The sequence below is a fragment of the Ramlibacter agri genome, from assembly GCF_012927085.1.
GTDB lineage: Bacteria > Pseudomonadota > Gammaproteobacteria > Burkholderiales > Burkholderiaceae_C > Ramlibacter > Ramlibacter agri.
In genome coordinates, this window is the sequence record NZ_JABBFX010000001.1 from 1,679,195 (window position 1) to 1,704,254 (window position 25,060).

At 68.7% G+C, this 25,060-nt stretch carries 23 protein-coding genes; 12 read left to right on the forward strand and 11 right to left on the reverse strand.

What is annotated here, in order from left to right:
- Positions 1-30: 30 nt before the first annotated feature.
- A complete protein-coding gene (locus tag HHL11_RS08100) occupies positions 31-1,026 on the reverse strand; it encodes a S1C family serine protease (RefSeq protein WP_169417896.1) in 996 nt (331 codons plus the stop codon).
- Positions 1,027-1,138: 112 nt separating this feature from the next.
- Between HHL11_RS08100 and HHL11_RS08105 the strand changes: the two genes are divergently transcribed.
- Positions 1,139-1,963 carry a TatD family hydrolase gene (locus HHL11_RS08105; RefSeq protein WP_169417897.1) on the forward strand — a complete coding sequence of 275 codons (825 nt, stop codon included), beginning with the start codon at positions 1,139-1,141 and terminating at the stop codon, positions 1,961-1,963.
- Here the strand turns inward: HHL11_RS08105 and HHL11_RS08110 are convergent.
- Entirely contained in the window at positions 1,956-2,798 is an 843-nt protein-coding gene (locus HHL11_RS08110; protein ID WP_169417898.1) for a hypothetical protein, read from the reverse strand. The two genes, HHL11_RS08105 and HHL11_RS08110, sit on opposite strands and share 8 nt — an antisense overlap.
- A 72-nt stretch (positions 2,799-2,870) precedes the next feature.
- Between HHL11_RS08110 and HHL11_RS08115 the strand changes: the two genes are divergently transcribed.
- From HHL11_RS08115 to HHL11_RS08140, 6 genes are all read left to right on the forward strand, one after another.
- The gene (locus HHL11_RS08115; RefSeq protein ID WP_342593190.1) at positions 2,871-3,620 is read left to right on the forward strand and encodes a spermine/spermidine synthase domain-containing protein; all 750 of its coding nucleotides are present in this window, start codon (positions 2,871-2,873) and stop codon (positions 3,618-3,620) included.
- A gap of 168 nt (positions 3,621-3,788) precedes the next feature.
- Positions 3,789-5,573: a type IV pilus assembly ATPase TfpB gene (gene tfpB, locus HHL11_RS08120; RefSeq protein ID WP_169417899.1), complete on the forward strand. Its 1,785-nt coding sequence runs from the start codon at positions 3,789-3,791 to the stop codon at positions 5,571-5,573.
- Between the two features lie 126 nt (positions 5,574-5,699).
- A complete protein-coding gene (locus tag HHL11_RS08125; protein ID WP_169417900.1) occupies positions 5,700-6,188 on the forward strand; it encodes a tripartite tricarboxylate transporter TctB family protein in 489 nt (162 codons plus the stop codon).
- Positions 6,189-6,205: 17 nt separating this feature from the next.
- Positions 6,206-7,717, forward strand: a complete 1,512-nt coding sequence (locus HHL11_RS08130) for a tripartite tricarboxylate transporter permease (protein ID WP_169417901.1) — start codon at positions 6,206-6,208, stop codon at positions 7,715-7,717.
- Positions 7,718-7,879: 162 nt separating this feature from the next.
- A complete protein-coding gene (locus HHL11_RS08135; protein ID WP_169417902.1) occupies positions 7,880-9,169 on the forward strand; it encodes a DUF3422 family protein in 1,290 nt (429 codons plus the stop codon).
- Positions 9,166-10,086 carry a DMT family transporter gene (locus HHL11_RS08140; protein WP_169417903.1) on the forward strand — a complete coding sequence of 307 codons (921 nt, stop codon included), beginning with the start codon at positions 9,166-9,168 and terminating at the stop codon, positions 10,084-10,086. The genes HHL11_RS08135 and HHL11_RS08140 overlap by 4 nt, the downstream gene beginning before the upstream one ends.
- 43 nt (positions 10,087-10,129) lie before the next feature.
- On the opposite strand, the gene HHL11_RS08145 is transcribed toward HHL11_RS08140, so the two are convergent.
- Positions 10,130-11,029, reverse strand: a complete 900-nt coding sequence (locus HHL11_RS08145; RefSeq protein WP_169417904.1) for a M48 family metalloprotease — start codon at positions 11,027-11,029, stop codon at positions 10,130-10,132.
- On the reverse strand, positions 11,026-11,592 hold the full coding sequence (locus HHL11_RS08150) for an SH3 domain-containing protein (RefSeq protein ID WP_169417905.1): 567 nt from the start codon (positions 11,590-11,592) through the stop codon (positions 11,026-11,028). Before HHL11_RS08150 ends, HHL11_RS08145 begins: the two co-directional genes overlap by 4 nt.
- A gap of 42 nt (positions 11,593-11,634) precedes the next feature.
- Here HHL11_RS08150 and HHL11_RS08155 point away from each other — a divergent pair, with 42 nt between their 5' ends.
- Positions 11,635-12,426 carry an SDR family oxidoreductase gene (locus HHL11_RS08155; protein WP_169417906.1) on the forward strand — a complete coding sequence of 264 codons (792 nt, stop codon included), beginning with the start codon at positions 11,635-11,637 and terminating at the stop codon, positions 12,424-12,426.
- Here HHL11_RS08155 and HHL11_RS08160 read toward each other — a convergent pair.
- Positions 12,423-13,328, reverse strand: a complete 906-nt coding sequence (locus HHL11_RS08160; RefSeq protein WP_169417907.1) for a DMT family transporter — start codon at positions 13,326-13,328, stop codon at positions 12,423-12,425. The two genes, HHL11_RS08155 and HHL11_RS08160, sit on opposite strands and share 4 nt — an antisense overlap.
- 101 nt (positions 13,329-13,429) lie before the next feature.
- Here HHL11_RS08160 and HHL11_RS08165 point away from each other — a divergent pair, with 101 nt between their 5' ends.
- The 3 genes from HHL11_RS08165 to HHL11_RS08175 all read left to right on the forward strand — a co-directional run bounded on the left by HHL11_RS08165 (position 13,430) and on the right by HHL11_RS08175 (position 15,685).
- Positions 13,430-14,419, forward strand: coding sequence for a quinone oxidoreductase family protein (locus HHL11_RS08165; protein WP_169417908.1), 990 nt, complete (start codon positions 13,430-13,432; stop codon positions 14,417-14,419).
- Positions 14,416-15,189 carry an NUDIX domain-containing protein gene (locus HHL11_RS08170; protein WP_169417909.1) on the forward strand — a complete coding sequence of 258 codons (774 nt, stop codon included), beginning with the start codon at positions 14,416-14,418 and terminating at the stop codon, positions 15,187-15,189. Before HHL11_RS08165 ends, HHL11_RS08170 begins: the two co-directional genes overlap by 4 nt.
- Positions 15,190-15,277: 88 nt before the next feature.
- Positions 15,278-15,685, forward strand: coding sequence for a response regulator (locus HHL11_RS08175; RefSeq protein WP_169417910.1), 408 nt, complete (start codon positions 15,278-15,280; stop codon positions 15,683-15,685).
- Here the strand turns inward: HHL11_RS08175 and HHL11_RS08180 are convergent.
- The 4 genes from HHL11_RS08180 to HHL11_RS08195 form a co-directional block, all read right to left on the reverse strand.
- Positions 15,642-17,312 carry a Na/Pi cotransporter family protein gene (locus HHL11_RS08180; protein WP_169417911.1) on the reverse strand — a complete coding sequence of 557 codons (1,671 nt, stop codon included), beginning with the start codon at positions 17,310-17,312 and terminating at the stop codon, positions 15,642-15,644. The genes HHL11_RS08175 and HHL11_RS08180 overlap by 44 nt on opposite strands.
- A 62-nt stretch (positions 17,313-17,374) precedes the next feature.
- Entirely contained in the window at positions 17,375-17,884 is a 510-nt protein-coding gene (gene lspA / locus HHL11_RS08185) for a signal peptidase II (RefSeq protein WP_169417912.1), read from the reverse strand.
- Positions 17,881-20,727 (reverse strand): isoleucine--tRNA ligase, encoded by a 2,847-nt coding sequence (gene ileS / locus HHL11_RS08190; protein ID WP_169417913.1) that lies wholly within the window; start codon positions 20,725-20,727, stop codon positions 17,881-17,883. The genes lspA and ileS overlap by 4 nt, the downstream gene beginning before the upstream one ends.
- Before the next feature lie 105 nt (positions 20,728-20,832).
- Positions 20,833-21,843, reverse strand: a complete 1,011-nt coding sequence (locus tag HHL11_RS08195) for a bifunctional riboflavin kinase/FAD synthetase (RefSeq protein ID WP_169417914.1) — start codon at positions 21,841-21,843, stop codon at positions 20,833-20,835.
- 167 nt (positions 21,844-22,010) lie between these two features.
- On the opposite strand from HHL11_RS08195, the gene HHL11_RS08200 reads away from it, so the two are divergent.
- Entirely contained in the window at positions 22,011-22,571 is a 561-nt protein-coding gene (locus HHL11_RS08200) for an HNH endonuclease (RefSeq protein ID WP_169417915.1), read from the forward strand.
- Positions 22,572-22,576: 5 nt separating this feature from the next.
- Here HHL11_RS08200 and HHL11_RS08205 read toward each other — a convergent pair whose 3' ends face one another.
- Both HHL11_RS08205 and HHL11_RS08210 read right to left on the reverse strand, forming a co-directional pair.
- Complete coding sequence (locus HHL11_RS08205) at positions 22,577-23,947, reverse strand: alpha/beta fold hydrolase (RefSeq protein ID WP_425355205.1); 1,371 nt, start codon at positions 23,945-23,947, stop codon at positions 22,577-22,579.
- Positions 23,944-25,059: an acyl-CoA dehydrogenase family protein gene (locus tag HHL11_RS08210; protein ID WP_169417917.1), complete on the reverse strand. Its 1,116-nt coding sequence runs from the start codon at positions 25,057-25,059 to the stop codon at positions 23,944-23,946. Before HHL11_RS08210 ends, HHL11_RS08205 begins: the two co-directional genes overlap by 4 nt.
- Position 25,060: the final 1 nt, after the last annotated feature.

Here is a 25,060-nt window from a genome sequence, read left to right on the forward strand (position 1 = left end):
CCCTGCTCAGGTTGGAAGGATGGGGCGCCGTCAGAACGGCGGCAGCCCGGCGGCCGTGGCGGCGTTCTCGATCGGCACGGCGAAGCCGATGCCGATGAAGGTGCGCGCCGCGGTGGGGTTGAGGATGGCGGTGACGATGCCCACGACCTCGCCGTCCATGGTGACCAGCGGCCCGCCGGAGTTGCCCGGGTTGGCCGCGGCGTCGAACTGGATCAGGTTGCGCATTTCCTGCTTGCCTTCGGGCGAGCGGAACACGCGGCCCAGGCCGGACACGATGCCACCGGAGGCGGACGGCCCGATGCCGAAGGGGAAGCCCACGGCCAGCACCTTGTCGCCGGGCGTCAGGTCGCCGGTGGAGCGCATGGTGGCCGCGAACAGGTCGTCGGGGATCTTGGTGGCCTGCAGCACGGCCAGGTCGTTCTCGGCCTGCACGCCGGTGATGTTGGCGTCGGCCTCGAGGCCGTCGAAGAAGGTGACCTTCACGTGGTCGGCGCCGTTGACGACGTGCAGGTTGGTGAGGATCACGCCCTTGTCGATGATGACGACGCCGGTGCCCACGCCGTTCTCTATTTCGTCGCCGTCGCCGGTGATGTCCGCCGGCGCCGGGCCCAGCGGCTTGGGCTTGTTGCTGCGCGAGACGAGCTTCTGTTCTTCTTCCTTCAGCCGGCTCTTCTTGATATAGCTCACGACCCGCACCACGGAGGGCCGGATCTTTTCGTAGGCGCGCGCGTACTCGGACGGCATCACCTGCGTTTCCATCGTCTTCAGTACGGCCTGGTTGATGTCCTGCTGCGTCAGCTTGCGCGGCATGGGACGCAGCGCGAGGCTGGTGGCGAGCGCGATGCCTAGCAGCAGGATCGCGCTCCACAGAAGCAGCGGGTTGCCGGGAGACAGCGCGTACCAGCGCTGGGTGCGCGGCGGCGGCGCTGCTGTTTCGGCAGCGGCCTCGGGTGCGCTTGCGGGCGACGGCTCGGAAGCGTCCGGGCGGGTCGATCGACTGGAGCTGTAGAGAGCGGGCCTGCGCATCCGTCTTCCTTCAACTAAGCGGGTCGGCTGCCGGCGGACGGCGGCCCTGACCGATGACGCACGGTAGCACGGTTTCCCGGGGCTTGCACAGGGTTGCGGCATGATCGCCGCCATGGGCTCGTGGATTGACACCCATGTCCACTTGGACGCACCGGAATTCGCTGGCGACGTGGCGGCGGTGCGCAGCCGCGCCCGCGCCGCGGGCGTGACACATTGCGTCATTCCGGCGGTTGCCGCCGCCAACTTCGAAGCCGTGCGAGCACTGGCTCACGCGCATGGCGACAGCTATGCGCTGGGCATCCATCCGATGTGCACTGGAAACGCGCGCGACGCCGACCTCGACTTGCTCGACCGCGCACTGGCCGCGCGGCGCGAGGATCCGCGGCTGGTGGCCGTAGGCGAGATCGGCCTCGACTACTTCGTGCCGGGCCTGGACGCGGCCCGCCAGGAACACTTCTACCGCCTCCAGCTGGAGATCGCGCGCAACCACGGCCTGCCGGTGCTGCTGCACGTGCGGCGCTCGGCCGACCAGTTGCTCAAACACCTGCGCCGCATTCCGGTGCAGGGAATTGCGCACGCCTTCAATGGCAGCGCGCAACAGGCCGCGGAATTCGTGCGCCTCGGCTTCAAGCTGGGCTTCGGCGGCACGGTCACCTACGAACGCGCTTTACAGATCCGGCGGCTGGCCGCGTCCGTGCCGCTGGACGCGATCGTGCTGGAGACGGACGCGCCCGACATTCCGCCGCACTGGCTTTACAAAACGGCGGAGGAGCGGGCGGATGGCGCGCCGCAAGGCCGCAACGAACCGGCGGAGCTGCCGCGCATCGGCGCGGAACTGGCGGCGCTGCGCGGCATGGCGGGCGATGCGCTGGCCGAAGCGAGCACACGCAACGCGCAGGCGGCGCTGCCGCGGCTGGCCGCGCTCGCGCTCAGTTGAAGGCGCTGTCGGCCCAGGCCAGCGAGTCCAGGCGGGTGGCGCGCTTGTCCTGCAGGCGCAGCAGGCGGGCGACCAGCGCACTGGCCTGGACCAGCCCGAACTGCAGGTGCGAGCGAGCGTCGCGGGCCGGCCCGGCGTCGCCGCAGCTTTCCGGCTGCTCGGCGAGCGGGCGCAGCTCCTTCTGCAGGGCGTTGGCCGGGCCGATCGCGCAATCGTTCAAGGCGGTCACCAACGCCTTGCGCGTGGTGTCGATCTCCAGCGAAAGCCGGTGCGCGGCGTCGGCGGAGCGGCGCAGCGCGTCCAGGCGCGCGTGCCGCGCGCTCAGCTTCTCGCTGCGGCGGCGTTCCTCGGACCACTTCAGGTCGCCGGTTTCGGCGTCGGCCGCGCGGGCGGACAGGTCCCGCTCCACGGCGTCCAGCAGCGCGCGGGCCTGCTCCAGCACCTTGCCGAGCGCGCGGCCTTCCAGCTGCAGGTCGACCAGCACGGATCGCGTCACGAAATCGTGGCGGGCCTGGCCGTCGGTGTAGTCCTTGGCCAGCGTCCAAAGCTGGCCGGCCTGCCAGCTCAGGGTCGACAGGCCGCTGCGCAGACGCTCGGCGCCGGCCGCCAGCTTGCGGACCGCGCGGAAGGCGAAGGCCTCCTCGGTGAAGGCGCTCAGGTCGAGGCCGGTCGCGATGTCATGCAGGGCCAGCAGGGCTTCTTCCAGCTCCGGCTCGGGCGCGGCGGCGTCGGCGCCCAGGCGGGAGCGCAGCTTCAGCAGGCGGGGGAGGTGCACTTCGGCGGCGGCGCGCAGCAGCTCGCGGATTTCCAACAACAGGGAGGGCGTGTCATTCATCGTCACGGCGCGCATCTTAGCTCGACTGTATCCAGAAGTAACGCGGCGCATGACAGCCGATAATCCGCGCCCGTGAAAGCAACACTCCGCCTGCCCGAGGTCCACTTCTCCGACCACGGCGACATCCGCTACCTGCACCTGGAAACCGAGTGGATCCAGGGCTCCATGCGCCTGGACGCGCCTTACGATATCGACCTGGAATACGTCCAGCGCATGATGGCCTGGCTGTTGTTCGTAGATCCGGCGACGGTGGCCAAGCGCCACGCGATGCAGCTGGGGCTGGGGGCGGCCGCGCTCACCAAGTTCTGCCACAAGAGGCTGCGCATGAAGACCACGGCGATCGAGCTGAACCCGCAGGTCGTGGCAGCCTGCCGCCTGTGGTTCAAGCTGCCCAAGGACGACAGCCGGCTGTCGGTGGTGCTGGGCGACGCCGCCGAAGTGGCGAAGCACGAGCACTGGGCGGAGCAGGTCGATGCGTTGCAGGTGGACCTGTACGACCACGAGGCCGCCGCGCCGGTACTGGACAGCGAGGAGTTCTACCGCGACTGCCGGCACCTGCTGACCGAGGACGGCTGCATGACGGTCAACCTGTTCGGCCGCGCCTCGAGCTACGAGCACAGCCTGAAGCGCATCCAGGCGGCCTTCGGCGCCGAGGCGGTCTGGGCCTTCAAGCCGACGCGCGAAGGCAACACCGTGGTGCTGGCGCTGCGGGAGCCCGTCGAACCCAAGCGCGGCGAACTGGCCGCCCGCGCCGACGAGATCGAATCGCGCTGGGGCCTGCCGGCGCGGAAGTGGTTGCGGGTGTTCAAGCAGGCCGGCTGAGTAGCGCGCCAGCAGGAGAACGCAGAAGACGCAAAAGCTCCGCAGAAGACGCAGAAATCTGGGAGATTCTTCGGCGCCTTCTGCGTACTTCTGCGTCTTCTGCGTTCAAAACGACAGTCCAACAAGCGGAACGCCGGCCGGAGCGACAAGCCTCGCTACCATGGCGCCATGAGCGCCAACCCGAGGACGATTTCTGCCCGCACCCTGCCGCGCGGGCCGCTGCACTGGCAACAACTGGTGGAGTGGCTCAGCGAGGACGGCGTGATCGGCCAGGAGGAAGCGCGCCGCACCATCGCCCGCATGTCGCAGGCGCAGAGCGTCCAGCACCCGCTGGTGCGGCTGGCGGCCGTGGCCATGACGCGCGCCAGCGACGGCAAACCGCTGGACATCGACACCCTCACCCAGTACCTGGCCGGCCGCGCCGGCATGGACTACCTGCGCATCGACCCGCTGAAGGTCGACGTCGCCAAGGTCGCCGACACCATGAGCGCCGCCTACGCCGAGCGCCACAAGGTGCTGCCGGTGCAGGTGACGCCCAGCGAGGTGGTGGTCGCCACCGCCGAACCCTTCATCAGCGACTGGGTCGACGAGGTCGAGCGCCAGTCCAAGCGCAGCGTGCGCCGCGTGCTGGCGAACCCGCAGGACATCCACCGCTACACGGCCGAATTCTTCGCCCTCGCCAAGTCGGTGCGGCAGGCGCAGAAGGCGGGCGGCAACACCGGCGCCAACTTCGAGCAGCTCGTCGAGCTGGGCAAGAGCACCAAGCAGCTGGACGCCAACGACCAGGGCGTGGTGCAGGTCGTCGACTGGCTGTGGCAGTACGCCTTCGACCAGCGCGCCAGCGACATCCACCTGGAGCCGCGGCGCGAGCAGGGCGTCATCCGCTTCCGGATCGACGGCGTGCTGCACCCGGTCTACCAGATGCCGCAGACGGTGCTGACCGCCATGACCGCGCGCATCAAGCTGCTGGGACGCATGGACGTGGTGGAGCGCCGCCGCCCGCAGGACGGCCGCATCAAGACCCGCAACCCGCGCGGCGACGAAGTGGAAATGCGCCTGTCCACGCTGCCCACCGCCTTCGGCGAGAAGATGGTGATGCGGATCTTCGACCCCGACACCACGGTCAAGGACCTGGAGGCGCTGGGCTTCACGCCGCATGACGCGCAGCGCTGGGAAGGGCTGGTCAAGCGGCCGCACGGCATCGTCCTGGTGACCGGACCCACCGGTTCCGGCAAGACGACCACGCTGTATTCGACGCTGAAGCGCCTGGCCACCGAGGAAGTGAACGTCTCCACGGTGGAAGACCCGATCGAAATGATCGAGCCGGCTTTCAACCAGACGCAGGTGCAGCCGCAGCTGGATTTCGGCTTTGCCGAGGGCCTGCGCGCGCTGATGCGGCAGGACCCCGACATCCTGATGGTGGGCGAAATCCGCGACCTGCAGACCGCCGACATGGCGGTGCAGGCGGCGCTGACCGGCCACCTCGTGTTCTCCACGCTCCACACCAACGACGCGCCCTCCGCCGTGGCGCGCCTGATGGAGCTGGGCGTGCCGCCCTACCTGATCAACGCCACCCTGATCGGCGTGCTGGCGCAACGCCTGGTGCGCACCCTGTGCAAGAACTGCCGCCAGCCCGACGAGGGCACTGCCCGCGCCGAACTGGACGAAGTGGTCAAGCCCTGGAAGATCAGCGGCGACTGGCATCCGTACAAGCCGGTGGGCTGCGTCGACTGCCGCATGACCGGCTTCATGGGCCGCATGGGCCTTTACGAATTGCTGACGGTGACCGAGGCCTTCAAGGACAAGGTGAACCAGGAGCCGGGCATCCCCATGCTGCGCCGCCAGGGCGTGGCCGATGGCATGCGCCCGCTGCGGCTGGCCGGGGCGCTGCGCGTGGCCGAAGGCCTGACCACCATCGAGGAAGTCCTGACCGCCACTCCGCCCCTGGAGTGAAATAACCCCGAGTTTTACTTGGGAAGTCAGGTTCCGGTGGGGTAACCCGATGTAGGTGGAATCCACATGGGTTGGGAGGCCTATTGCCGCCAGAATCCGGCCGGTTCACATCCCGTAGGAGACAACATGAAGATCAAGAGCCAGAAGGATTTCTGGTCGGGGCTCATGTTCATGGTGGCCGGCATCGCATTCGCCTGGGGCGCCACGAACTACAGCATCGGTGAGGGCGCCCGCATGGGGCCCGGCTATTTCCCGTTGATGCTCGGCATCCTGCTCGCGGGCATCGGGCTTTTCGTCACCTTCGAGGCGATGGTGGTGGAAACCGAGGACGGCGAGAAGATCGGCAAGGCGGCCTGGAAGCCGCTGTTCTTCATCATCACGTCCAACCTGATCTTCGGCGTGCTGCTGGCGGGCCTGCCGGCCCTGAAGATCCCGGCCATGGGCCTGATCGTCGCGATCTTCGCCCTGACCTTCGTCGCCGCGCTCGCCGGCGAGGAATTCAAGGCCAAGGAAGTCGCCGTCCTCGCCACCGTGCTCGCCATCGGCAGCTACCTCGCCTTTATCGTCATGCTGAAGCTGCAGTTCCCGGTGTGGCCCAGCTTCATCACCGGTTGAAAGAGGACTAGGAAACCATGGATCTCTTTACCAACCTCGCGATCGGCTTTGGCGTCGCCTTCACGCCGATCAACCTGCTGTACGCATTCATCGGCTGCCTGCTCGGCACGCTGATCGGCGTGCTCCCCGGCATCGGCCCCGTGGCGACCATCGCCATGCTGCTGCCCGCCACCTACGCGCTGCCCCCGGTGTCGGCGCTGATCATGCTGGCCGGCATCTACTACGGCGCCCAGTACGGTGGCTCCACGACCGCCATCCTGGTGAACCTGCCGGGTGAATCGTCCTCGGTGGTGACGGTCATCGACGGCTACCAGATGGCAAGGCAGGGCCGAGCGGGACCGGCGCTTGCCGCGGCGGGCCTGGGCTCCTTCTTCGCCGGCTGCGTGGGCACGCTGATCCTGGCCGCCTTCGCCGCGCCGCTGACGGAAGTGGCCTTCAAGTTCGGCCCCGCCGAATACTTCTCGCTGATGATCCTGGGCCTGATCGGCGCGGTGGTGCTGGCTTCGGGTTCCCTGGTCAAGGCCATCGGCATGATCGTGCTGGGCCTGCTGCTGGGCCTGGTCGGCACCGACGTGAACTCCGGCGTCGCGCGCTTCTCGTTCGACATCCCGGAACTGACCGACGGCATCGGCTTCATCACCATCGCCATGGGCGTGTTCGGCTACGGCGAAATCATCGCGAACCTCGGCCAGAGCGAGGAGAACCGCGAAGTGTTCACCGGCAAGGTGCAGGGCCTGTTCCCGACCAAGCAGGACTTCAAGCGCATGGTCCCGGCCGTGCTGCGCGGCACGGCGCTGGGTTCGGCCCTGGGCATCCTGCCGGGCGGCGGCGCGCTGCTGGCGGCGTTCGCGGCCTACACCGTGGAAAAGAAGACCAAGCTGCAACCGGGCGAAGTGCCGTTCGGCAAGGGCAACATCCGCGGCGTGGCGGCTCCCGAGTCGGCCAACAACGCCGGCGCGCAGACCTCCTTCATCCCGCTGCTGACGCTGGGCATCCCGCCCAACGCGGTGATGGCGCTGATGGTGGGCGCGATGACCATCCACAACATCCAGCCGGGCCCGCAGGTGATGACCAGCAACCCGCAGCTGTTCTGGGGCCTGATCGCCTCGATGTGGATCGGCAACGCGATGCTGATCATCCTGAACCTGCCGCTGATCGGCATGTGGATCAAGCTGCTGACCGTGCCTTACCGCTGGCTGTTCCCGTCCATCGTGCTGTTCTGCGCGATCGGCGTGTACTCCACCAACAACAACGTGTTCGACATCTGGATGGTGGCCATCTTCGGCGTGGTGGGCTACGGCTTCATCAAGCTGGGTTGCGAACCGGCGCCGCTGCTGCTCGGCTTCATCCTGGGGCCGATGATGGAAGAGAACTTGCGCCGCGCGCTGCTGCTGTCGCGAGGCGACTGGAGCGTGCTGGTCACGCGCCCGCTGTCCGCCGGCCTGCTTGCCGCCGCGGTGCTGCTGGTGGTGATCGTGGCGCTGCCCTCGATCAAGGCGAAGCGCGAGGAAGCGTTCGTCGAGGACTGACGTCTTCGCTCCCACGAAAAAAGGCCCTTCGGGGCCTTTTCCATTTGACCTGAATTCCTTTGGCGTCTTGTGCGGAACCTTTGCGACCTTTGCGTCCGGAAGTTCTCTCGGTCCGGCAGTTCTTGAGGCAGCCGTGTAACTCCTTTGCGCCAGAATGCGTGCATGGCCTTGCCTCCGGTTCACGCGCAGCGGGTGGCGCTGCACAACGAGATCCACGCCCGCCCGCCCGACGCGATGAGCGCGCCACTGGTGCTGTCGCACGTGGTCATGGTCGCGGACGCCGCCGAACGCGACGCCAGCCGCGCGCACCTGGCCAAGCTGCTGCGTGACCACCACCTGCCGCAGCCCGATGCCGAGGGCATCCACGTGCGCATGGACCTCGGCGGCTTCCGCATCCGCTGGGAACTGCACACCGAATTCGTCACCTGGACCTTCTACCGCGCCATCGCCGCTGACGGCCTGGCCAACGGCGAGCCGCCCACCGCGCTGCAGGCCGTGCCGCAGGATTGGCTGGCCGGCCTGCCGGGCCAGACCCTGGGCGCGTTGCACCTGTGGGTGCTGCCGCGTGCGGGCAACGAAGGCAAGCCGCGGCAACTGCTGCAGGAAGACGCGCTGGTCGGCGCCGCCATCGCCAACGGCCACGCCGAGGTCTACACCGATTTCGCGCTGCATGCCGACGGCTGCTCGCGCATGCTGCTGCTCGCCGACCCGCCCGAATCACTCACCGCGCGCCGCCTGGGCCGCATGGTGCAGCGGCTGCTGGAGATCGACACCTATCGCATGGCTGCGCTGCTGGGGCTGCCGGTGGCGCGTGCGGCGTCCGGCGACTTGGCGCAGGTGGAACGCGAACTGGCCGCGCTGGCCGAAGCGATCCGCGCCGCCGGCCGCGACCAGGAGCCCCAACTGCTGGATCGACTCACGCGGCTGGCGGGCCAGGTGGAAAGCCAGTACGCCGCGACGCATTCGCGCTTCTCGGCAAGTGCCGCCTACTTCGAGCTGGTGGACCGGCGCCTGGCCGACATCGGCGAGGCCAAGCTGGGCGGCCTGCAGACGCTGGGCGAGTTCATCGAGCGGCGCCTGTCGCCGGCGCGCGCCACCATCGCCTGGTCGGTGCGCCGGCAGGACGCGCTGTCGCAGCGCGTCTCGCGCATCAGCAACCTGCTGCGCACGCGCGTGGAGATCGAGCAGCAGCAAAGCAGCCAGGCGCTGCTGGCCACCATGAACAAGCGGCAGGACCTGCAGCTGAAATTGCAGGCCACGGTCGAAGGCCTGTCGGTGGCGGCCATCACATATTACATCGTTGGCCTGGTGAGCTACGTCGCCAAGGGCGTGCACGGCCTCGGCTGGCCGTTCAGCGCCGAGTCGACGGCGGCGACGGCGATCCCGTTCGTCGCGTTCGGCGTCTGGTGGTCGCTGCGGCGGCTGCACCATCGACTGCTGGAAGAAGAATGAGCGCAGTCATCGAACAGCGACAGGCGCCACGCGACCTGTCCGGACTGGCATTGGCCTTTGCCGGCGCCATTGCCTTCAGCGGCAAGGCCATCATCGTCAAGCTGGCCTATCGCTACGGCGTCGACGCGGTCACGCTGATCATGCTGCGGATGCTGTTCGCGCTGCCGCTGTTCCTGGGCATGGCCTGGTGGGCCGGGCGCGGCAAGCCACCCTTGACGGCGCGCGACTGGGCAGGCGTCGTCGGCCTGGGCTTCAGCGGCTACTACCTTTCCAGCTTCCTCGACTTCCTCGGCCTGCAGTTCATCACCGCCTCGCTGGAGCGGCTGATCATGTACCTCACGCCGACGCTGGTGCTGCTGCTCGGCACGCTGCTGCACGGGCGGCGCTGGCAGCGCATGCAGGTCGTGGGCATGGCGATCAGCTACGCGGGCGTGCTGCTGGTGTTCGGCCAGGAGCTGCAGGTGGAAGGCAGCAACGTGCCGCTGGGCGCGCTGCTGGTGTTCGGCAGCACGGTGAGCTACGCGCTGTACCTGGTGTACAGCGGCGAGTTCGTGCAGCGCATCGGCGCGCTGCGCCTGGTGGGCCTGGCGACCAGCGTGGCCTGCGTGCTGTGCATCGCGCAGTTCCTGTTGCTGCGGCCGGTGGCGAGCGTGCTGGCGCTGGCGCCGCCGGTGCTGTGGCTGTCGATGCTGAATGCCTTCCTCTGCACCGCGGTGCCGGTGCTCCTGGTGATGATGGCGATCGAGCGCGTCGGCCCGGCGGTGACGGCGCAGACCGGCATGGTGGGGCCGCTGTCGACCATCTTCCTCAGCGTCTGGCTGCTCGGTGAGCCTTTCACGGCCTGGGTCGCGGCCGGCACGGCGCTGGTGCTGGCGGGAATCTTCGTCTTCACCCGCCCCGCGAGGCGCTCCACGTAGGGTGTGCAGCTCCGCTGCGCACCGCACGACCTGCAGCGCGGTGTCACTGCAGCCGCTGCGCGACCGGCACCGAAGGCTTCCCGCTCAAGGCATCCAGCCGCGAACCCATCGCCACCTCCAGCTGCTCCAGCCGCTGCTGCGCGGGCGGATGCGTGCCGAGGGTCAGCGCGAACAGCGGGTTGTCCGGCTTCGCGGTGCGCAGCTGCTGCAGCACCGAAGGCAGGCCGTAGGGATCGAAGCCGGCGCGTGCGGCCAGCGCAACGCCCTCGCGGTCGGCCTCGAATTCATCGCCCTGGTCCAGGCCGCTGGAATAGAGGTTGCGCCCGAGCGCCAGCACCTGCCCCGACAGCGCGTTGGCCGCGTTGCCGCGCAGCTGCGATGCGATCGCCTGTGTCGCCAGCCCAGCGCGCGCCTTGGCGGCCAGGGCCTTCAGGTGATGCCGCTGGTTCACGTGCGTGATCTCGTGGGCCAGGATGCCGGCCAGCTCCGCTTCGTCGACGCGGTCGACCAGGCCCTTGGTGACGAACACGTAGCCGCCGGGCGCGGCGAAGGCATTGAAGCCGGGGTCGTCCAGCACGGCGAAGGTCCAGGGCAGGTTGGGGCGGCTGCCCTGCAGGCTGATCCAGCGCCCGAGGCGGTTCACGTAGCGCTGCAGCGCCAGGTCCGGATGCAGCGGCTTGCTGCCTGCCAGCAGCGCGGCGAGCTGGCGGCCGATCTCCTGCTCGCGCGTTTCGTCGATGCTGTCCACCGACTGGGCGAGCAGCTTGACGAGTTCGTCCGTGTTGGCGGCGGGCGCGGCGGGAGTCGGCGCCGTCAGGTTGTTCAGCAGGCCACCCGGGTTGACTCCGCGCAGCAGGCCGCCCAGTGCCTTGGTGGCGTCCTGCGCCGAAGCGAGGCCACAGGCGGACAGCAGCAGGGCTGCAGCAAGCGTGCGGGCCTTCATGGTTGCTGCTCCGCGTTGCCGGATGCCGGCGCGCGCGAGGCGGCTGGCAGGGGATCGACCTGGACCGCCTTCCACGGGGCCCGGCTCGCGTAGGCGCGGGCATCGCCCTCGCTCTGGCGCCAGCCCGCCATCTGCTGCACGGCGGCCGGATTCGGCTGCGCGTTGGCCAGGGCCTCGGCCTCCAGCCCGCGGATGCCGGCGGTGCTGCCCGTGGCCTGGCGCGGGGCGCCGCCGCCGCCGAAGAGGTTGGTGACGCCACGCAGCGCGTTGGAAGCGAGGCCGCTGGCGCCCGCTTCGGTGCTGGCGCCGCCGCTGGCCGGACCGAGGTCGAACAGGTGCACCCAGCCGGTGGCGCCCGCTGGCGTGCGCACCTGGACCCAGGGGCCTTGCCGGCCGTCCAGGCGCGCCACCGGCGCCTGCGCCGGCAACTGGGCGACGCTGGGGCCGGCGTCGCCGGGATTCGCGCGCAGCTCCAGGGCGCGCCGGGTCAGGGCCGCTTCATCGGCCCGGGCCGCCAGGGCGGCCAGGAACAGGAGCGCGGCCGTGCCGCGGATGCATCGCATGCTTATCATCTGCGCTTCGAATCCGACAACGGCAGGCATTCTATGGACTTGGGTCTGAAAGGTAAGTGGGCATTGGTATGTGGCGCCAGCAAAGGGCTGGGCTTGGGTTGCGCGCAGGCACTCGGGCGTGAAGGAGTTCACGTCGTGATCGTCGCGCGTGGCGCCGAGGCCCTGGAAACGGCCGCCGCCGCGCTGCGCGCCGAGGTGCCGCAGGGCACCCAGGTGCAGGCCATCGCGACGGACATCACCACCGAGGAAGGGCGCGCCAAGGTCTTCGCGTTCCGCAAGGACTACGACATCGTCGTCACCAATGCCGGCGGCCCGCCGCCCGGCGACTTCCGCGACTGGGACCGCGCGGCCTGGGTGAAGGCGCTGGACGCCAACATGCTGACGCCCATCGAGCTGATCAAGGCCACCGTCGACGGCATGGCCGCGCGCGGCTTCGGGCGCATCATCAACATCACCTCCGGCGCGGTGAAGGCCCCGATCGACATCCTGGGCCTGTCCAACGGCGCCCGCAGCGGCCTGACCGGTTTCGTCGCCGGCGTGGCGCGCCAGAGCAAGCTGGCCGGCAGCAACGTGACCATCAACAACATGCTGCCCGGTGCCTTCGACACCGACCGCCTGAAGGGCAACTTCGAGACGATGTCGAAGAAGAGCGGCAAGTCGATCGAGGAAGTGCGGCAGGCGCGCGCGAAGGCCGTGCCGGCGCTGCGCTTCGGCACCTCGGAGGAATTCGGTGCGATCTGCGCGTTCGTCTGCAGCCAGCACGCCGGCTACATCACGGGCCAGAACCTGTTGATCGACGGCGGGGCCTACCCCGGGACGTACTAAGCCCGGCGCCGGGACGACACCACGATCCCGGCGACGATCAGCGCGAACGCCGCGGCGTGATGCGCCTGCGGCGGCTCGCCCAGGAAGGCCGCCGAGAACAGCGCCGCGAACAGCGGGGTGAGGTTCGAGAAGAAGGCCGCCACGTTCGGGCCGGCGCGCTGCACGCCCTGGCCCCAGCAGCGATAGGCCAGGATGGCCGGCCCCAGGGCGATGTACGCGAGCGCCGCCACCAGCGGCCAGCCCCACACGAAGGGCTGGGAACCCACGGCCGCCTCGGCCGCTGCGAACAGGCCCGACCAGGCCAGGCCCGGCACCAGCTGCGCCATCAGGAAGTTGGCCCAGTTGGCGCGGATCTCCGCCGGGTCGCCGGGCCGCGTCAGCAGCCAGCTGTAAAGGGCCCAGGCCGCGGTGGCCAGGATCATGTAGAGGTCGCCCGTGACGAAGTGGATGTCACGCAGGTGGCGCAGGTCGCCGTGCGACAGCACCAGCAGCACGCCCGCGATCGAGAGCAATGCGCCGGCCACCTGGCGGCGCGTGATCTGCTGTCTGAAGAAGAGCGCGCCGACGGCGAGCATGAACACGGGAATGCTGGAGCCCACGAGCGTCACGTTGATCGGCGTGGAGGTCTTCACCGCCATGTATTGCAGCGCGTTGTAGCAGCCCACGCCCAGCAGCCCCAGCACGGCGAAGCGGCCCATGCGCGGCCACAGCGGGCTGCTCGCGCGCAGCAGCTGCCACGCGAAGGGCAGCAGCACCACGAAGGCGATGGCCCAGCGCATGAAGTTCAGGGCCAGCGGCGGCACCAGCGGGCTGACCATGCGGCCCACCACCGCATTGCCCGCCCACAGCAGCGGCGGCAGCGTGAGCAGCAGGGCGGTCGCGGGCGTGAGGCGCTGTTCCATCGGCAGGCGACTTTAGCCGACGCTGCGAAGGCCTCCTGAGGCGGCCCTGACGGATTCGTGGCACGATGCGCGGCATCGCACCCGGACACAGGAGACCCGCTATGGCAAAGAGCAAGGCCGTGCAGATCCGCAAGCACGGCGGCCCCGAGGAGATGGAACTGGTCGATGTCGAGGTCGGCGAACCCGGCCCCGGCGAGATCCGCATCCGCCACAAGGCCATCGGCCTGAACTTCATCGACGTCTACCAGCGCAGCGGCCTGTACCAGCTGCCCATGCCGCTGAACCTGGGCATGGAAGCTTCCGGCATCGTCGAAGCCGTGGGCTCCGGCGTCACGCACCTGAAAGCAGGCGATCGCGCGGCCTACGCCAGCCAACCGCCCGGCGCCTATTGCGAAGTGCGCGTCATGCCCGCCAAGTGCGTGGTGAAGCTGCCCGATGCCATCAGCTTCGAGACCGGCGCGGCGATGATGCTGAAGGGCCTGACGGCGCAATACCTGTTGAAGCGCACGCTGCCGCAAGGCGGCCTGCAGGCGGGCGACTTCGTGCTGTTCCACGCCGCCGCCGGTGGCGTCGGCCTGATCGCCGTGCAATGGGCGAAGGCGCTGGGCCTGCAGTTGATCGGGACCGCGGGCAGCGAGGAGAAGTGCGCGCTGGCCAAGTCGCTGGGCGCCGCCCACATGATCAACTACGGCAAGGAAGATTTCCTGGCGCGCGTCAAGGAGATCACCGGCGGCAAGGGCGTGAAGGTAGTCTACGATTCCGTGGGCAAGGACACCTGGGACAAGTCGCTGGACTGCCTGCAGCCCTTCGGCCTGATGGCCAGCTTCGGCAATGCGTCCGGCCCGGTGGCGCCGTTCGCGCCCGGCATCCTGGGCAACAAGGGCTCGCTGTACGTCACGCGCCAGACCCTGTTCACGCACATCGCCACGCGCGAGTCCACGCAGGAAATGGCCGACGACCTGTTCGCGGCCGTCACCAGCGGCAAGGTGGAGATCCGGATCGACCAGCGCTTCCCGCTGGCGCAGGTGCAGGAAGCGCACCGCACGCTGGAAGCGCGCAAGACGACCGGCTGCACCATCCTCACGCTGTGACGCGGCTGGCGCTGGGCGCCGCATGGCGCGCCCGGCTCGCCGCGCAACAGGACACGCCGCCGCGCCGCCCGCGCGAGGCGCTGCACTGGCGCGGCGAGCGCATCGGCTCGGTGGAGCCGGACCTGTTCGAACGGGCGGGCATGCTGCACCTGGTGGCTCGCGACGCTGCGGGTTGGCACATGCACGAGCCTCACGCGATCGCCGACGGCCTGCGCGCTGCGGGCCTGGCGGGCGCCTGGCGCGACGAGCAACTCGCCGTTCGCAACGGGGCCGGCGCCGTCCTGGGCACCATCGAACGCGGCGCCGCGCGGGCGCTGGGCATCGCCACCGTCGCCGTGCACCTGCTGGCCGTCGACGAGCGCGGCCACCACTGGGTGCAGCAGCGCGCCTGGACCAAGGACACCGACCCCGGCCTGTGGGACACGCTGGTGGGCGGCATGGTGCCGGCCGGCGAGCCGCTGCTGGAAGCGCTGCAGCGCGAGACCTGGGAGGAGGCCGGCCTGCGGCTCGCGCAACTGCGGGACCTGCGCCATGGCGGCATGGTGCGCTCGGTCGGGCCGTCTTCGTCCGTGCCGCACGGCTACGTCGTGGAGGACGTCGAGTGGTTCACCTGCACGCTGCCGGCCGGCGTGCTGCCGTCCAACCAGGACGGCGAGGTGGCGGGCTTCGAGTGCCTGGCACCGGCGGCCCTGGCGCAGCGCCTCGAGCAGGACGGATTCACGCACGACGCCAGCGTGCTGTACGCCACCGCGTTCGCTCTGCCTGATTGAAGGCTTCCTACAGCGGCATGGCTTCGCCGCTTGCAGTCGGGCTCGAGCCGCGCGCGTAGATTGGTCTCCAACGCTGGAGAGCAATCAAATGAAGTTCCGCGCTTACATCGTGGAGGACAGCCCGACGATCCGGCACAACCTGATCGAAACCCTCGAGGAGCTGGCCCTGGTCGAGGCCGTGGGCACGGCCGAGACCGAGCATGAAAGCCGGCGCTGGCTGGCGCAGAACGAGGTGTGGGACCTCGCCATCGTGGACCTGTTCCTGCGCGAAGGCAGCGGCCTCAACGTGGTGGAGGAGGTGGCCCGCAAGCGCCGGCCGGGCCAGCGCGTCATCGTGCTGAGCAACCACGCCACGCGCGACGTGCGCTGGCGCTGCGCGCAGCTCGGCGCCGACGCGGTGTTCGACAAGTCGACGGAAATCGAAGCGCTGGTGGACTACTGCCGCCGGCAGGCTACGCCAGCTCGCGCGACGGATCCTGTGGCAGCAGCTGCTTGATGCGGCTGGGCGCGAGCGCGCCGGCCGAATCGAGGATCGGGTAGGCGATCGAGCAGATGTGCGAATTGATGCGCTTCAGGTCGCTGATCAGGTCCAGGTGCAGCGAGCTGGTCTCGATGCTCTGCACGGTGTTTTCGGCCAGGCGCGTGAGGTGCGTGCCCGAGTAGGCGCGCTCCAGGTCGCGGAAGCGGACCTTCTCCTCCAGCAGCCGCTGTGCGTCGCGCAATGAGCCGTTGAGGAACACGCTCATGCCCAGGCGCAGGTTGTCGACCAGGCGCGAATGCAGCTCGCAGATCTCCGCCATGCCGGCGTCCGAGAAGTTGCGGCCCTTGCGGATCTTCTTGTCCTCGATGTCCAGCAGCACCCGCTCGATGATGTCGCCGATCTGCTCCATGTTGATCGTGAAGCTGATGATGTCGGTCCAGCGGCGGCTTTCCTCTTCCGACAGCGACTCGCGCGAGATCTTGGTCAGGTAGTACTTGATCGCGGAGTAGAGCTGGTCGACCTGGTCGTCCAGCTTGCGCAGGTCTGCAGCCAGGTGCAGGTCGTTTTCCCTGATCACGCGCAGCATGCCGAGCAGCATGGTTTCCACCACGTCGGCCTGGTGCAGCGCTTCGCGGGCGGCATTGGAGATCGCGAGCGAAGGCGTCAACAGCGCGGACGGGTCCAGGTGGTGTGGGCGGTCCAGCGAGTTGCCGCGCGTGGCGGGCATCATGTTCTGCACCCAGCGCGCCACCACGTCGGTGAGGCCGATGAAGACGACGCCCACCACGACGTTGAACATCAGGTGGAACAGCGCGACCACCGAGGTGATGTCGTCGCCCAGGAAGGGACGCACGCGGCGGATCCACCAGGCGACCAGGGGCGCCATCACCAGCACGCCGAGGATCTTGAAGACCAGCGTGCCTATGGGCACCCGGCGCACGTCGACGCTGGAGCGCGCCGTGGTCACCACCGCCATCAGGCCGCTGCCCAGGTTGGCGCCCAGCACCAGGCCCAGCGCCATGTCCAGCGGCACGCCGCCGGACGCGGCCAGCGTGGCGATCAGCAGCACCACCGCCAGGCTCGAATACGAGATGAGGGCGAGCACCGCGCCCAGCGTGATCTCCAGCAGGATGTCGCTCTGCACGGACTCGAGCAGCGCGCGCACCGCGGGACTCTTCGTCAGCATCGTGGTGGAGCTGGTCACCAGGCCCAGCGCCAGCAGCATCAGGCCCAGGCCGATCAGCACGCGGCCCACGCGGCCGGCCGTGGACGCCTGCCGTGAGATGAACAGCACCACGCCGACGAAGATGAAGAGCGGCGACAGCCAGGACAGGTCGAACGAGAACAGCACCGCGATCAGTGCCGTGCCTATGTCGGCCCCGCGCATGACTGCCAACGCCGCTGGCAGGCTGATCAGCCCCTGGCCGACGAAGGCCGAGGTGATCAACGCCGTGGCGTTGCTGGATTGGACGAGCGCGGTGACGCCTATTCCGGAGAGCGCAGCGGTAAACCGGTTGCCGACGCTGCGGGCCAGCACGCGGCGCAGGTTGGCGCCGAAAACGCGAAGGATGCCGGTCCGGACGAGATAGGTGCCCCACACCAGCAGCGCGACGGCCGCCAGCAGGTTCAGCAAATGCTTCATGTTTGAAGCAATGATACGCCCGCGGGCCGGCCGGGCTGCGCGGGCTTACCCGCTGCGGGCTTTCAGGTTCGGCGAACCCGCAACAGCTCGTCGAGGATCAGGGCGGCCGCGCCGATGGTGATGGCGACGTCGGCCACGTTGAAGGCCGGGAAGTACCAGGCGTTCTGCCAGTGGAACTGCAGGAAGTCCACCACGTACCCGCGCATCAGGCGGTCCACCACGTTGCCGATCGCGCCGCCCAGGATGCAGGCCAGGGCGAAGGAGAACAGCTTCTGGTGCGAATGCTTGCGCAGCAGGTACAGGATCAGCAGCACCGCCACGATGGCAATGCCGCTGAACAGCCAGCGCTGCCAGCCCGAGGCCGCGGCCAGGAAGGAGAAGGCCGCGCCGGTGTTGTGCGCCCGCACGATGTTGAAGAAGGGCAGCACATACGTGGAGTCGCCGTACTGGTAGTACCCGAGGATGAGAACCTTGGTGAACTGGTCGGCGATGAGGATGATGAGGGCCAGGGCCAGCCAGGGCAGGATGCTGCCGCCCTGGGCCTGGGTGCCGAATGCGCCGCGCGCCGTCATGCGTGCACCCGGGACTCGCCCGCGCCGAACAGGTTGGACACGCAGCGGCCGCACAGCGCCGGGTGCGCCGGGTCGCTGCCGACGTCGGCGCGCCAGTGCCAGCAGCGCTCGCACTTGGTGTCGGCGCTGGGCCTGGCCTCGATCGCCAGCGTGTCGCCGGCGTTCAGCTGCACCGCCGAGGCGATGAAGACGAACTTGAGGTCGTCGCCCAGGGCTGCGAGCAGCGCGTGGTCTTCGGCGGGCGCCGTGATGACCAGGTTGGCCTGCAGCGAGGAGCCGACCTGGCCCGCGGTGCGCAGCGCCTCGATCTGCTTGTTGGCCAGGTCGCGGATCTCGCGGATGCGGTTCCACTTGGCCAGCAGCGCCGGGTCCGGGCCGCCGATCTCGGCGTATTCCTCGAGGAAGATCGATTCGGAGCTGCCGAACACCTTCCACGCTTCCTCCGCCGTGAAGCTGAGGAAAGGCGCCATCCAGCGCAGCATGGCGTGGGTGATGTTCCACAGCGCCGTCTGCGCGCTGCGGCGGGCCAGCGACTTGGGCGCCGTCGTGTACAGGCGGTCCTTCAACACGTCCAGGTAGAACGCGCCCAGGTCCTCCGAGCAGTACACCTGCAGCTTGGCCACCACCGGGTGGAACTCGTACACCTCGAAGTGGGCCAGCACCTCCTGCTGGAACTCCGCGGCGCGCGTGAGCGCGTAGCGGTCGATCTCCAGCATCTCGGCGCGCGGCACGGCGTCCTGGGCCGGGTCGAAATCACTGACGTTGGCGAGCAGGAAGCGCAGCGTGTTGCGGATGCGGCGGTAGGCGTCGACCACGCGGGCCAGGATCTTGTCGTCGCCGGCGATGTCGCCCGAGTAGTCGGAGGCGGCCACCCACAGGCGGATGATCTCGGCGCCCAGCTTGCTGGACACCTGCTGCGGATCGATGCCGTTGCCGAGCGACTTCGACATCTTGCGGCCCTGGCTGTCCACCGTGAAGCCGTGGGTGAGGATGCCGCGGTAGGGCGCGCGGCCGTACATGGCGCAGGCGGTCAGCAGCGAGCTGTGGAACCAGCCGCGGTGCTGGTCATGGCCTTCCAGGTACAGGTCGGCCTCGGGGCCGTTCTCGTGCGCGGCGCCCTTGTGCGAGCCCTTCAGCACCGTGGTGTGCGTGGTGCCGGAGTCGAACCAGACTTCCAGGATGTCCTGGCTCTTGTTGTATTGCGGCGCGTCGGCGCCGGCGCCGACCTTGGCCAGGATTTCTTCGGTGCTGGCCTTGCTCCAGGCTTCGATGCCGCCGGCATCGACCATGGCGGCCGCGACGTCGAGGATCTCCATGGTCCTGGGATGCAGCTCGTTCGTGTCCTTGTGCAGGAAGAAGGGCAGCGGCACGCCCCAGCTGCGCTGGCGCGAGATGCACCAGTCGGGCCGGCCGGCGATCATGTCGCGCAGGCGGACCTTGCCGTTCTCGGGGTAGAAGCTGGTCTCCTCGATCGCGGCCAGGGCCATGTTGCGCAGCGTGTCGGGCGCCTTGTCCTTGGTGAAGACGCCTTCGCCCGCGTCCATGCGGATGAACCACTGCGCGGCCGCGCGGTAGATCACCGGCGTCTTGTGGCGCCAGCAGTGCGGGTAGCTGTGCGTGATCGTTTCCGTCGCGAACAGGCGGCCGGCCTTGGCTAGCGTGTCGATGATGTGCGGCACGGCCTTCCAGATGTGCTCGCCGCCGAACAGCGGGAAGTCCGCCGCGTAGGTGCCGTTGCCCTGCACCGGGTTCAGGATGTCGTCGTACTTCAGGCCATGGGCCATGCAGCTGTTGAAGTCGTCCAGGCCATAGGCGGGCGAGGAGTGGACCAGGCCGGTGCCGTCGTCGGCGGTGGCGTAGTCGGCCAGGTAGACCGGCGACAGGCGCCGGTAGCCGGCGTCCACGTCGTACAGCGGGTGCTGGAACTCCAGGCCGCCCAGGTTTTTGCCGGGCGTGGTGGCTACGATCTGGCCAGACAGCTGGAAGCGGGCCAGCACCTTCTCCACCAGCGACTCGGCCACGATGATGTAGCCGCGCGGCGTGTCGACCAGCGCGTAGACGATTTCCGGGTTCAGGTTCAGCGCCTGGTTCGCGGGGATGGTCCAGGCGGTGGTGGTCCAGATGACGGCGAAGGCGTCCTTGGCCTGCGGCAGCGCCGGCAAGCCGAAGGCGGCGGCCAGCTTGGCCGGGTCGTTGGACTTGAAGGCTACGTCCACCGTCTGCGACTTCTTGTCGGCGTATTCGATCTCGAATTCGGCCAGCGAGGAGCCGCAGTCGAAGCACCAGTACACCGGCTTCAGGCCGCGGTAGACGAAGCCGCGCTCGATGACGCGCTTGAACGCGCGGATCTCGCCGGCTTCGGTGCCGAAGTCCATGGTCTTGTACGGATGGTCCCAGTCGCCCAGCACGCCCAGGCGCTTGAAGTCGCCCATCTGGAGGGCGATCTGCTCGGTGGCGAAGGCGCGGCTCTTGGCCTGCATCTCGTCGCGCGGCAGGTTGCGGCCGTACTTCTTCTCGATCGCGTTCTCGATCGGCAGGCCGTGGCAGTCCCAGCCCGGGATGTAGGCGGCGTCCAGGCCCTTCAGCTGCCGGGACTTGACGATCATGTCCTTCAGGATCTTGTTGACCGCGTGGCCCATGTGGATCTGGCCGTTGGCATACGGCGGGCCGTCGTGCAGCACGAACTTCTGGCGGCCGCAGCGCGCTTCGCGCAGGCGCTTGTACAGGCCTTCGTCTTCCCACTCCTTGACCCAGCCGGGCTCACGCTTGTTGAGGTCCCCGCGCATGGGGAAGGGCGTGTCGGGCAGGTTGAGGGTGGCGCGGTAGTCGGTCTTGTCGGTCATGGGGGAGCCTTTACGAACTTGTCATGCCGGGCTGGACCCGGCATCCACGGTGGCGTGGTGCCAAACGTGGGGCGGATTGCGGACAGGTCCGCAATGACAAGGTCGCTAAATTCGGTCGCGCGTGGTCTGCCGCCGGGTTTCGGCGTGGGTGGAAGCGAAGAACGCCCGCGCGGCGTCGCAGTCGCGCGCGATGCCCGCCTTCAGGGCATCGAGCCCGTCGTAGCGCAGCTCGTCGTGCAGTTTGTGCAGCAGTTCCACGCGGATGATTTTACCGTAGCCCCCTTCTTCGTTGAGGTGGGCGGGCCATTGCAGGCAATGCGTCTCCAGCAGCACCCGGCCGCCGTTGACGTCGCGCGGGTCCAGCGAGGGCCGCACGCCCAGGTTGGCCACGCCTTCCAGCGGCTTGCCGTCCAGGCCGTGGACCCGCACGGCGAAGATGCCGCTGGCGGCCGGTTTCCAGTGCTGGAAGCGCAGGTTCAGGGTCTTGAAACCGAGGTCGCGGCCGAGCTTGCGGCCATGCACCACGTGCCCGCTGATGCTGTAGGGCCGGCCCAGCAGGCGCGCCGCGCCGGCCATGTCGCCGCGGGCCAGCGCCTCGCGCACCGCGGAGCTCGAGACGCGCAGGCCGTGCACCTCGTAGCTGTTCATCCGGGCGACGTCGAAGCCGAGGCGGCTGCCGGCCGAATCGAGCATGGCGTAGTCGCCGGCCCGCTTGGCGCCGAAGCGGAAGTCGTCGCCGACCAGCACGTATTTGGCGCCCAGGCCGCCGACCAGCACGTCGTCGATGAAGGCTTCGGGCGCCTGGCTGGACAGGCGGGCGTCGAATTTCAGGATGACGCACTGGTCGACGCCGCAGCCTGCCAGCTCGGTGAGCTTGTCGCGCAGGGTGGCGATGCGCGCCGGCGCCAGCTCGGGCTTGCGATGCACGGACGCGAAGAAGTCGCGCGGGTGCGGCTCGAAGGTGAGCACGCAGCTCGGCACGCCGCGATGGCGCGCCTCGTTGTTCAGCAGCGCCAGCATGGCCTGGTGGCCGCGATGCACGCCGTCGAAGTTGCCGATGGTGACCGCGCAGGCCTGCGCGATGCCCGGGTGGTGGAGTCCGCGGAAGATCTGCATGGTTTGATATGTTTTTGATAGCGGCCGTGGTCCGTGGCGCAAGGCCGACGAACCCATGACTCGTCACGGTTCCGCCGTCAAAAGAGGGTATATTGTGCTTGACCGCGCTGCCGAGAGGCACCGTCAGCCTCCCGGGGCCTGCGTTCTATGACGGATGGAGGCGCGATTTGAAGGTATTGAAGCTGTCGGCCCAAGGGCTGCCCCAGTCGTGGATTTCGCTGGAGCAGGCCGTGCTGCACTATGCCGCCGACCAGGTGAGGTGGGAGGCAGGGGCAGAGGTCGCCGTTTTTCGGGGCGGCATCAATGCCCACAGCGGCCAGCAGTCGATCATTACGGTCAACAGCATCATCGGCACCAAGGGCGTGCCGAACATCAATCCCTTCGAGCTGAAGCCGGGGCTCACCAACGGCAAGCTGTTCGCGCGCGATCGCAACATCTGCGCCTATTGCAGCGGACTGTTCCACGAAGAAGAGCTTACCCGCGAGCACATCGTCCCCTTCGCCCAGAACGGCAAGGACCACTGGATGAACGTGGTGACGGCCTGCCGCTGCTGCAACCACCGCAAGGGCAGTCGCACGCCGGAACAGGCGGGCATGTCCCTGATCTACACGCCTTATGTTCCCAGCCTGTGGGAAGACTTCATCCTGCGCAATCGCCGCATCCTGGCGGACCAGATGGAGTTCCTGATGGCGCACCTGCCGAAGAATTCACGGCTGCACGACGCCTGACCAACCTAGTACGTCAGTTCTAGAACGGACACTTCGTTGTTCGCCAGCGGCCAGCTGCGACCGGCGATGCGTTCGCCGTTGAACTCCCCCATCACGGTGCGAGGCCCGCCTGCGGGCTTGATCCGCGAACTGGCCACGCCCGCTCCGGGCAGCGCCCCGGGCGGCGGCGACTGGCCGTCGAAAACCATCCGGTCGCGGCCCGGGTCGAAGTAGCCGCGCGGACGCGTGAAGATCACCAGCGATGGAGCCTCGCGGTCGGCCGCGGCAATGCGTTCGGGATGCAGGTTCACCAGGTCGCTCGAGCGCGGGAAAGCGCTGCGGTAGATGTGCGTCAGGGCATAGCCGGGGGCGCTGACCACGAATTCGTAGGGCGTACCGGGCGTTGCTCGCAACGGTCCCCAATGGCCGTCGGGACCGATCCCCTGCGTGAAGGGCTCGCCTTTGCGCACCCCGCTCGCGGGATCCAGCGCGTACACCTGCAACTGCGCGCCTGGCAGCGGCAGGTTGTTGGAGAAATTGCCGCTGGCCGGGTCGGTGGACGACACGCCCAGCCCGGTCACCTTGCCTGCGAGCACGACTTCGTTCTCCGGCACGATCTCCAGCGTCGCCGGCGCGTGGCCGGTGAGGAAACGGAACATGGCGTCGAAGGCCGCCGGCGAGAACGCTGTTTCGCGATGGTCCACCCGCGGCAGCACGATGTTGGTCGCGCCTTTCAGCGCCGGGCCGTCGTAGCCGACGCCCGTGGCCTGACCGGCCTTGCCGACCCAGCGGCCATCCGGCTGCGCGTACTTGTCGTTGCGGTCCGAACGCAGCGTGAGCCACTGCACCGGCCCCGTGACTTCGTCGCCGGCCGCGTCCTTGGGCACGTTCAGAGCCTTCAGGAAAGCGCTGGAGGCCGAGAACTCGCTGCCATCCGGCAGGCCGGGCAGCGACACCCAGATGCCGTGGTTGGGGACGCCCCCCAGCACCGCGTGGCTGACCTTGGCCGCCCCGTCGCCGTTGGCAATGTAGTTGCGGATGGCATTGCCGCCGCGCGAGTTGCCCACCAGCACGACGCGGGTCGCGCCGGTGGCCTGCAACACCTTGTCCACTTCGGCGCGCAGGTACTCCATGTGCTCGGTGGTGGACGTCCGGCCCGCCTGCGCTTTCGTGTCGTCGTCGCGCGCCAGCGGGTAGGGCAGGTCGATCGCATGCAGCCGCTCGCGCGGCCAGCCGTTGGATTCGAAGCGCCAGATCGTGGTCTGCCAGATCGAGGCGCTGTCGCCGTTGCCGTGGACGAACACGACCGGCGGGGCGGCTGCGCCGGCCGCCGGCGTGGCGCAACCGCTTGCGAGCAGCGCGCCGCCGGCCGCCAGGAAGCCGCGGCGGTCCATCAGGCGAACACGCCCGCGGTGTCCGTCATGCGCTCGGACACTTCGCCCAGCTGGAACAGCGTGTCGCCGTAGACCAGCTCGAGCTGCGTCAGCTTGCGGAAGTAGTGGCTGCCCACGTATTCGTCGGTCACGCCGATGCCGCCATGCAGCTGCACCGAGTTCTGGCCGACGAAGCGCGTCGACACGCCCAGCTGGTACTTGGCGCGGGCCAGCGCGCGGCGGCGCTCTTCGGCCGGCGCGTTCAGCTTCAGCGAAGCGTAGTAGCTCATGGAACGCGCCAGTTCCTGCTGCATCTTCATGTCGGCCATGCGATGGCGCAGGGCCTGGAAGGTGGCGAGCGTGACGCCGAACTGCTTGCGGGTGTTGAGGTACTCCGCGGTCAGTTCCATCGTCTTGTCGATCGCGCCCACGCCTTCCGCGCAGGTGCAGGCGATGGCGATGTCCACGGCGTGTTCCAGCGCCGGCAGGCCGTCGGCTGCGATCAGCGTCGCGGGCGCGTCGCGGAAGTTCACTTCGGCGGCGCGGCCTTCATCGACGGTCGGATAGCCGCGGGTCGTCACGCCCTGCGCGCTGCGCTCGACGAGGAAGAGGGCGATCTTGCCGTTGGCCTGGGCCGGCACCAGGAAGGCGTCGGCCTGGTCGCCTGCGGGCACGACGCTCTTGGCGCCGCTCAGCTTCCAGTTGCCGCCCGCTTGCGTGGCGCTGGCTTCACTTTGGTCCAGGCGGTAGCGCGCCTTGCGCTCCTGGTGCGCGAGCACCACCAGCGCTTCGCCGGAGGCGATCTTGGGCAGCCACTGCGCCTTCACCGCGTCCGGGCCATACGCGCCGAGCACGCCGCTGGCGGCCAGCGAGGCGCCCAGCGGCTCCAGCACGATGCCGCGGCCCAGTTCTTCCAGCACCACCATCGCTTCGACCGGGCCCATGCCCATGCCGCCGTGTTCTTCCGGCACGTAGAGGCCGGTCAGCCCCAGTTCCGCCAGTTCGTTGTAGGCCGCGCGGTCGAAGCCGCCGGCCTTGACGATGCCGTGCCGGCGCTCGAAGGTGTAGCTGCGGTCCACCCACTTGCGGACCGCGTCGCGCAGCTGTTCCTGTTCGTCGGAGAAATTGAAGTCCATG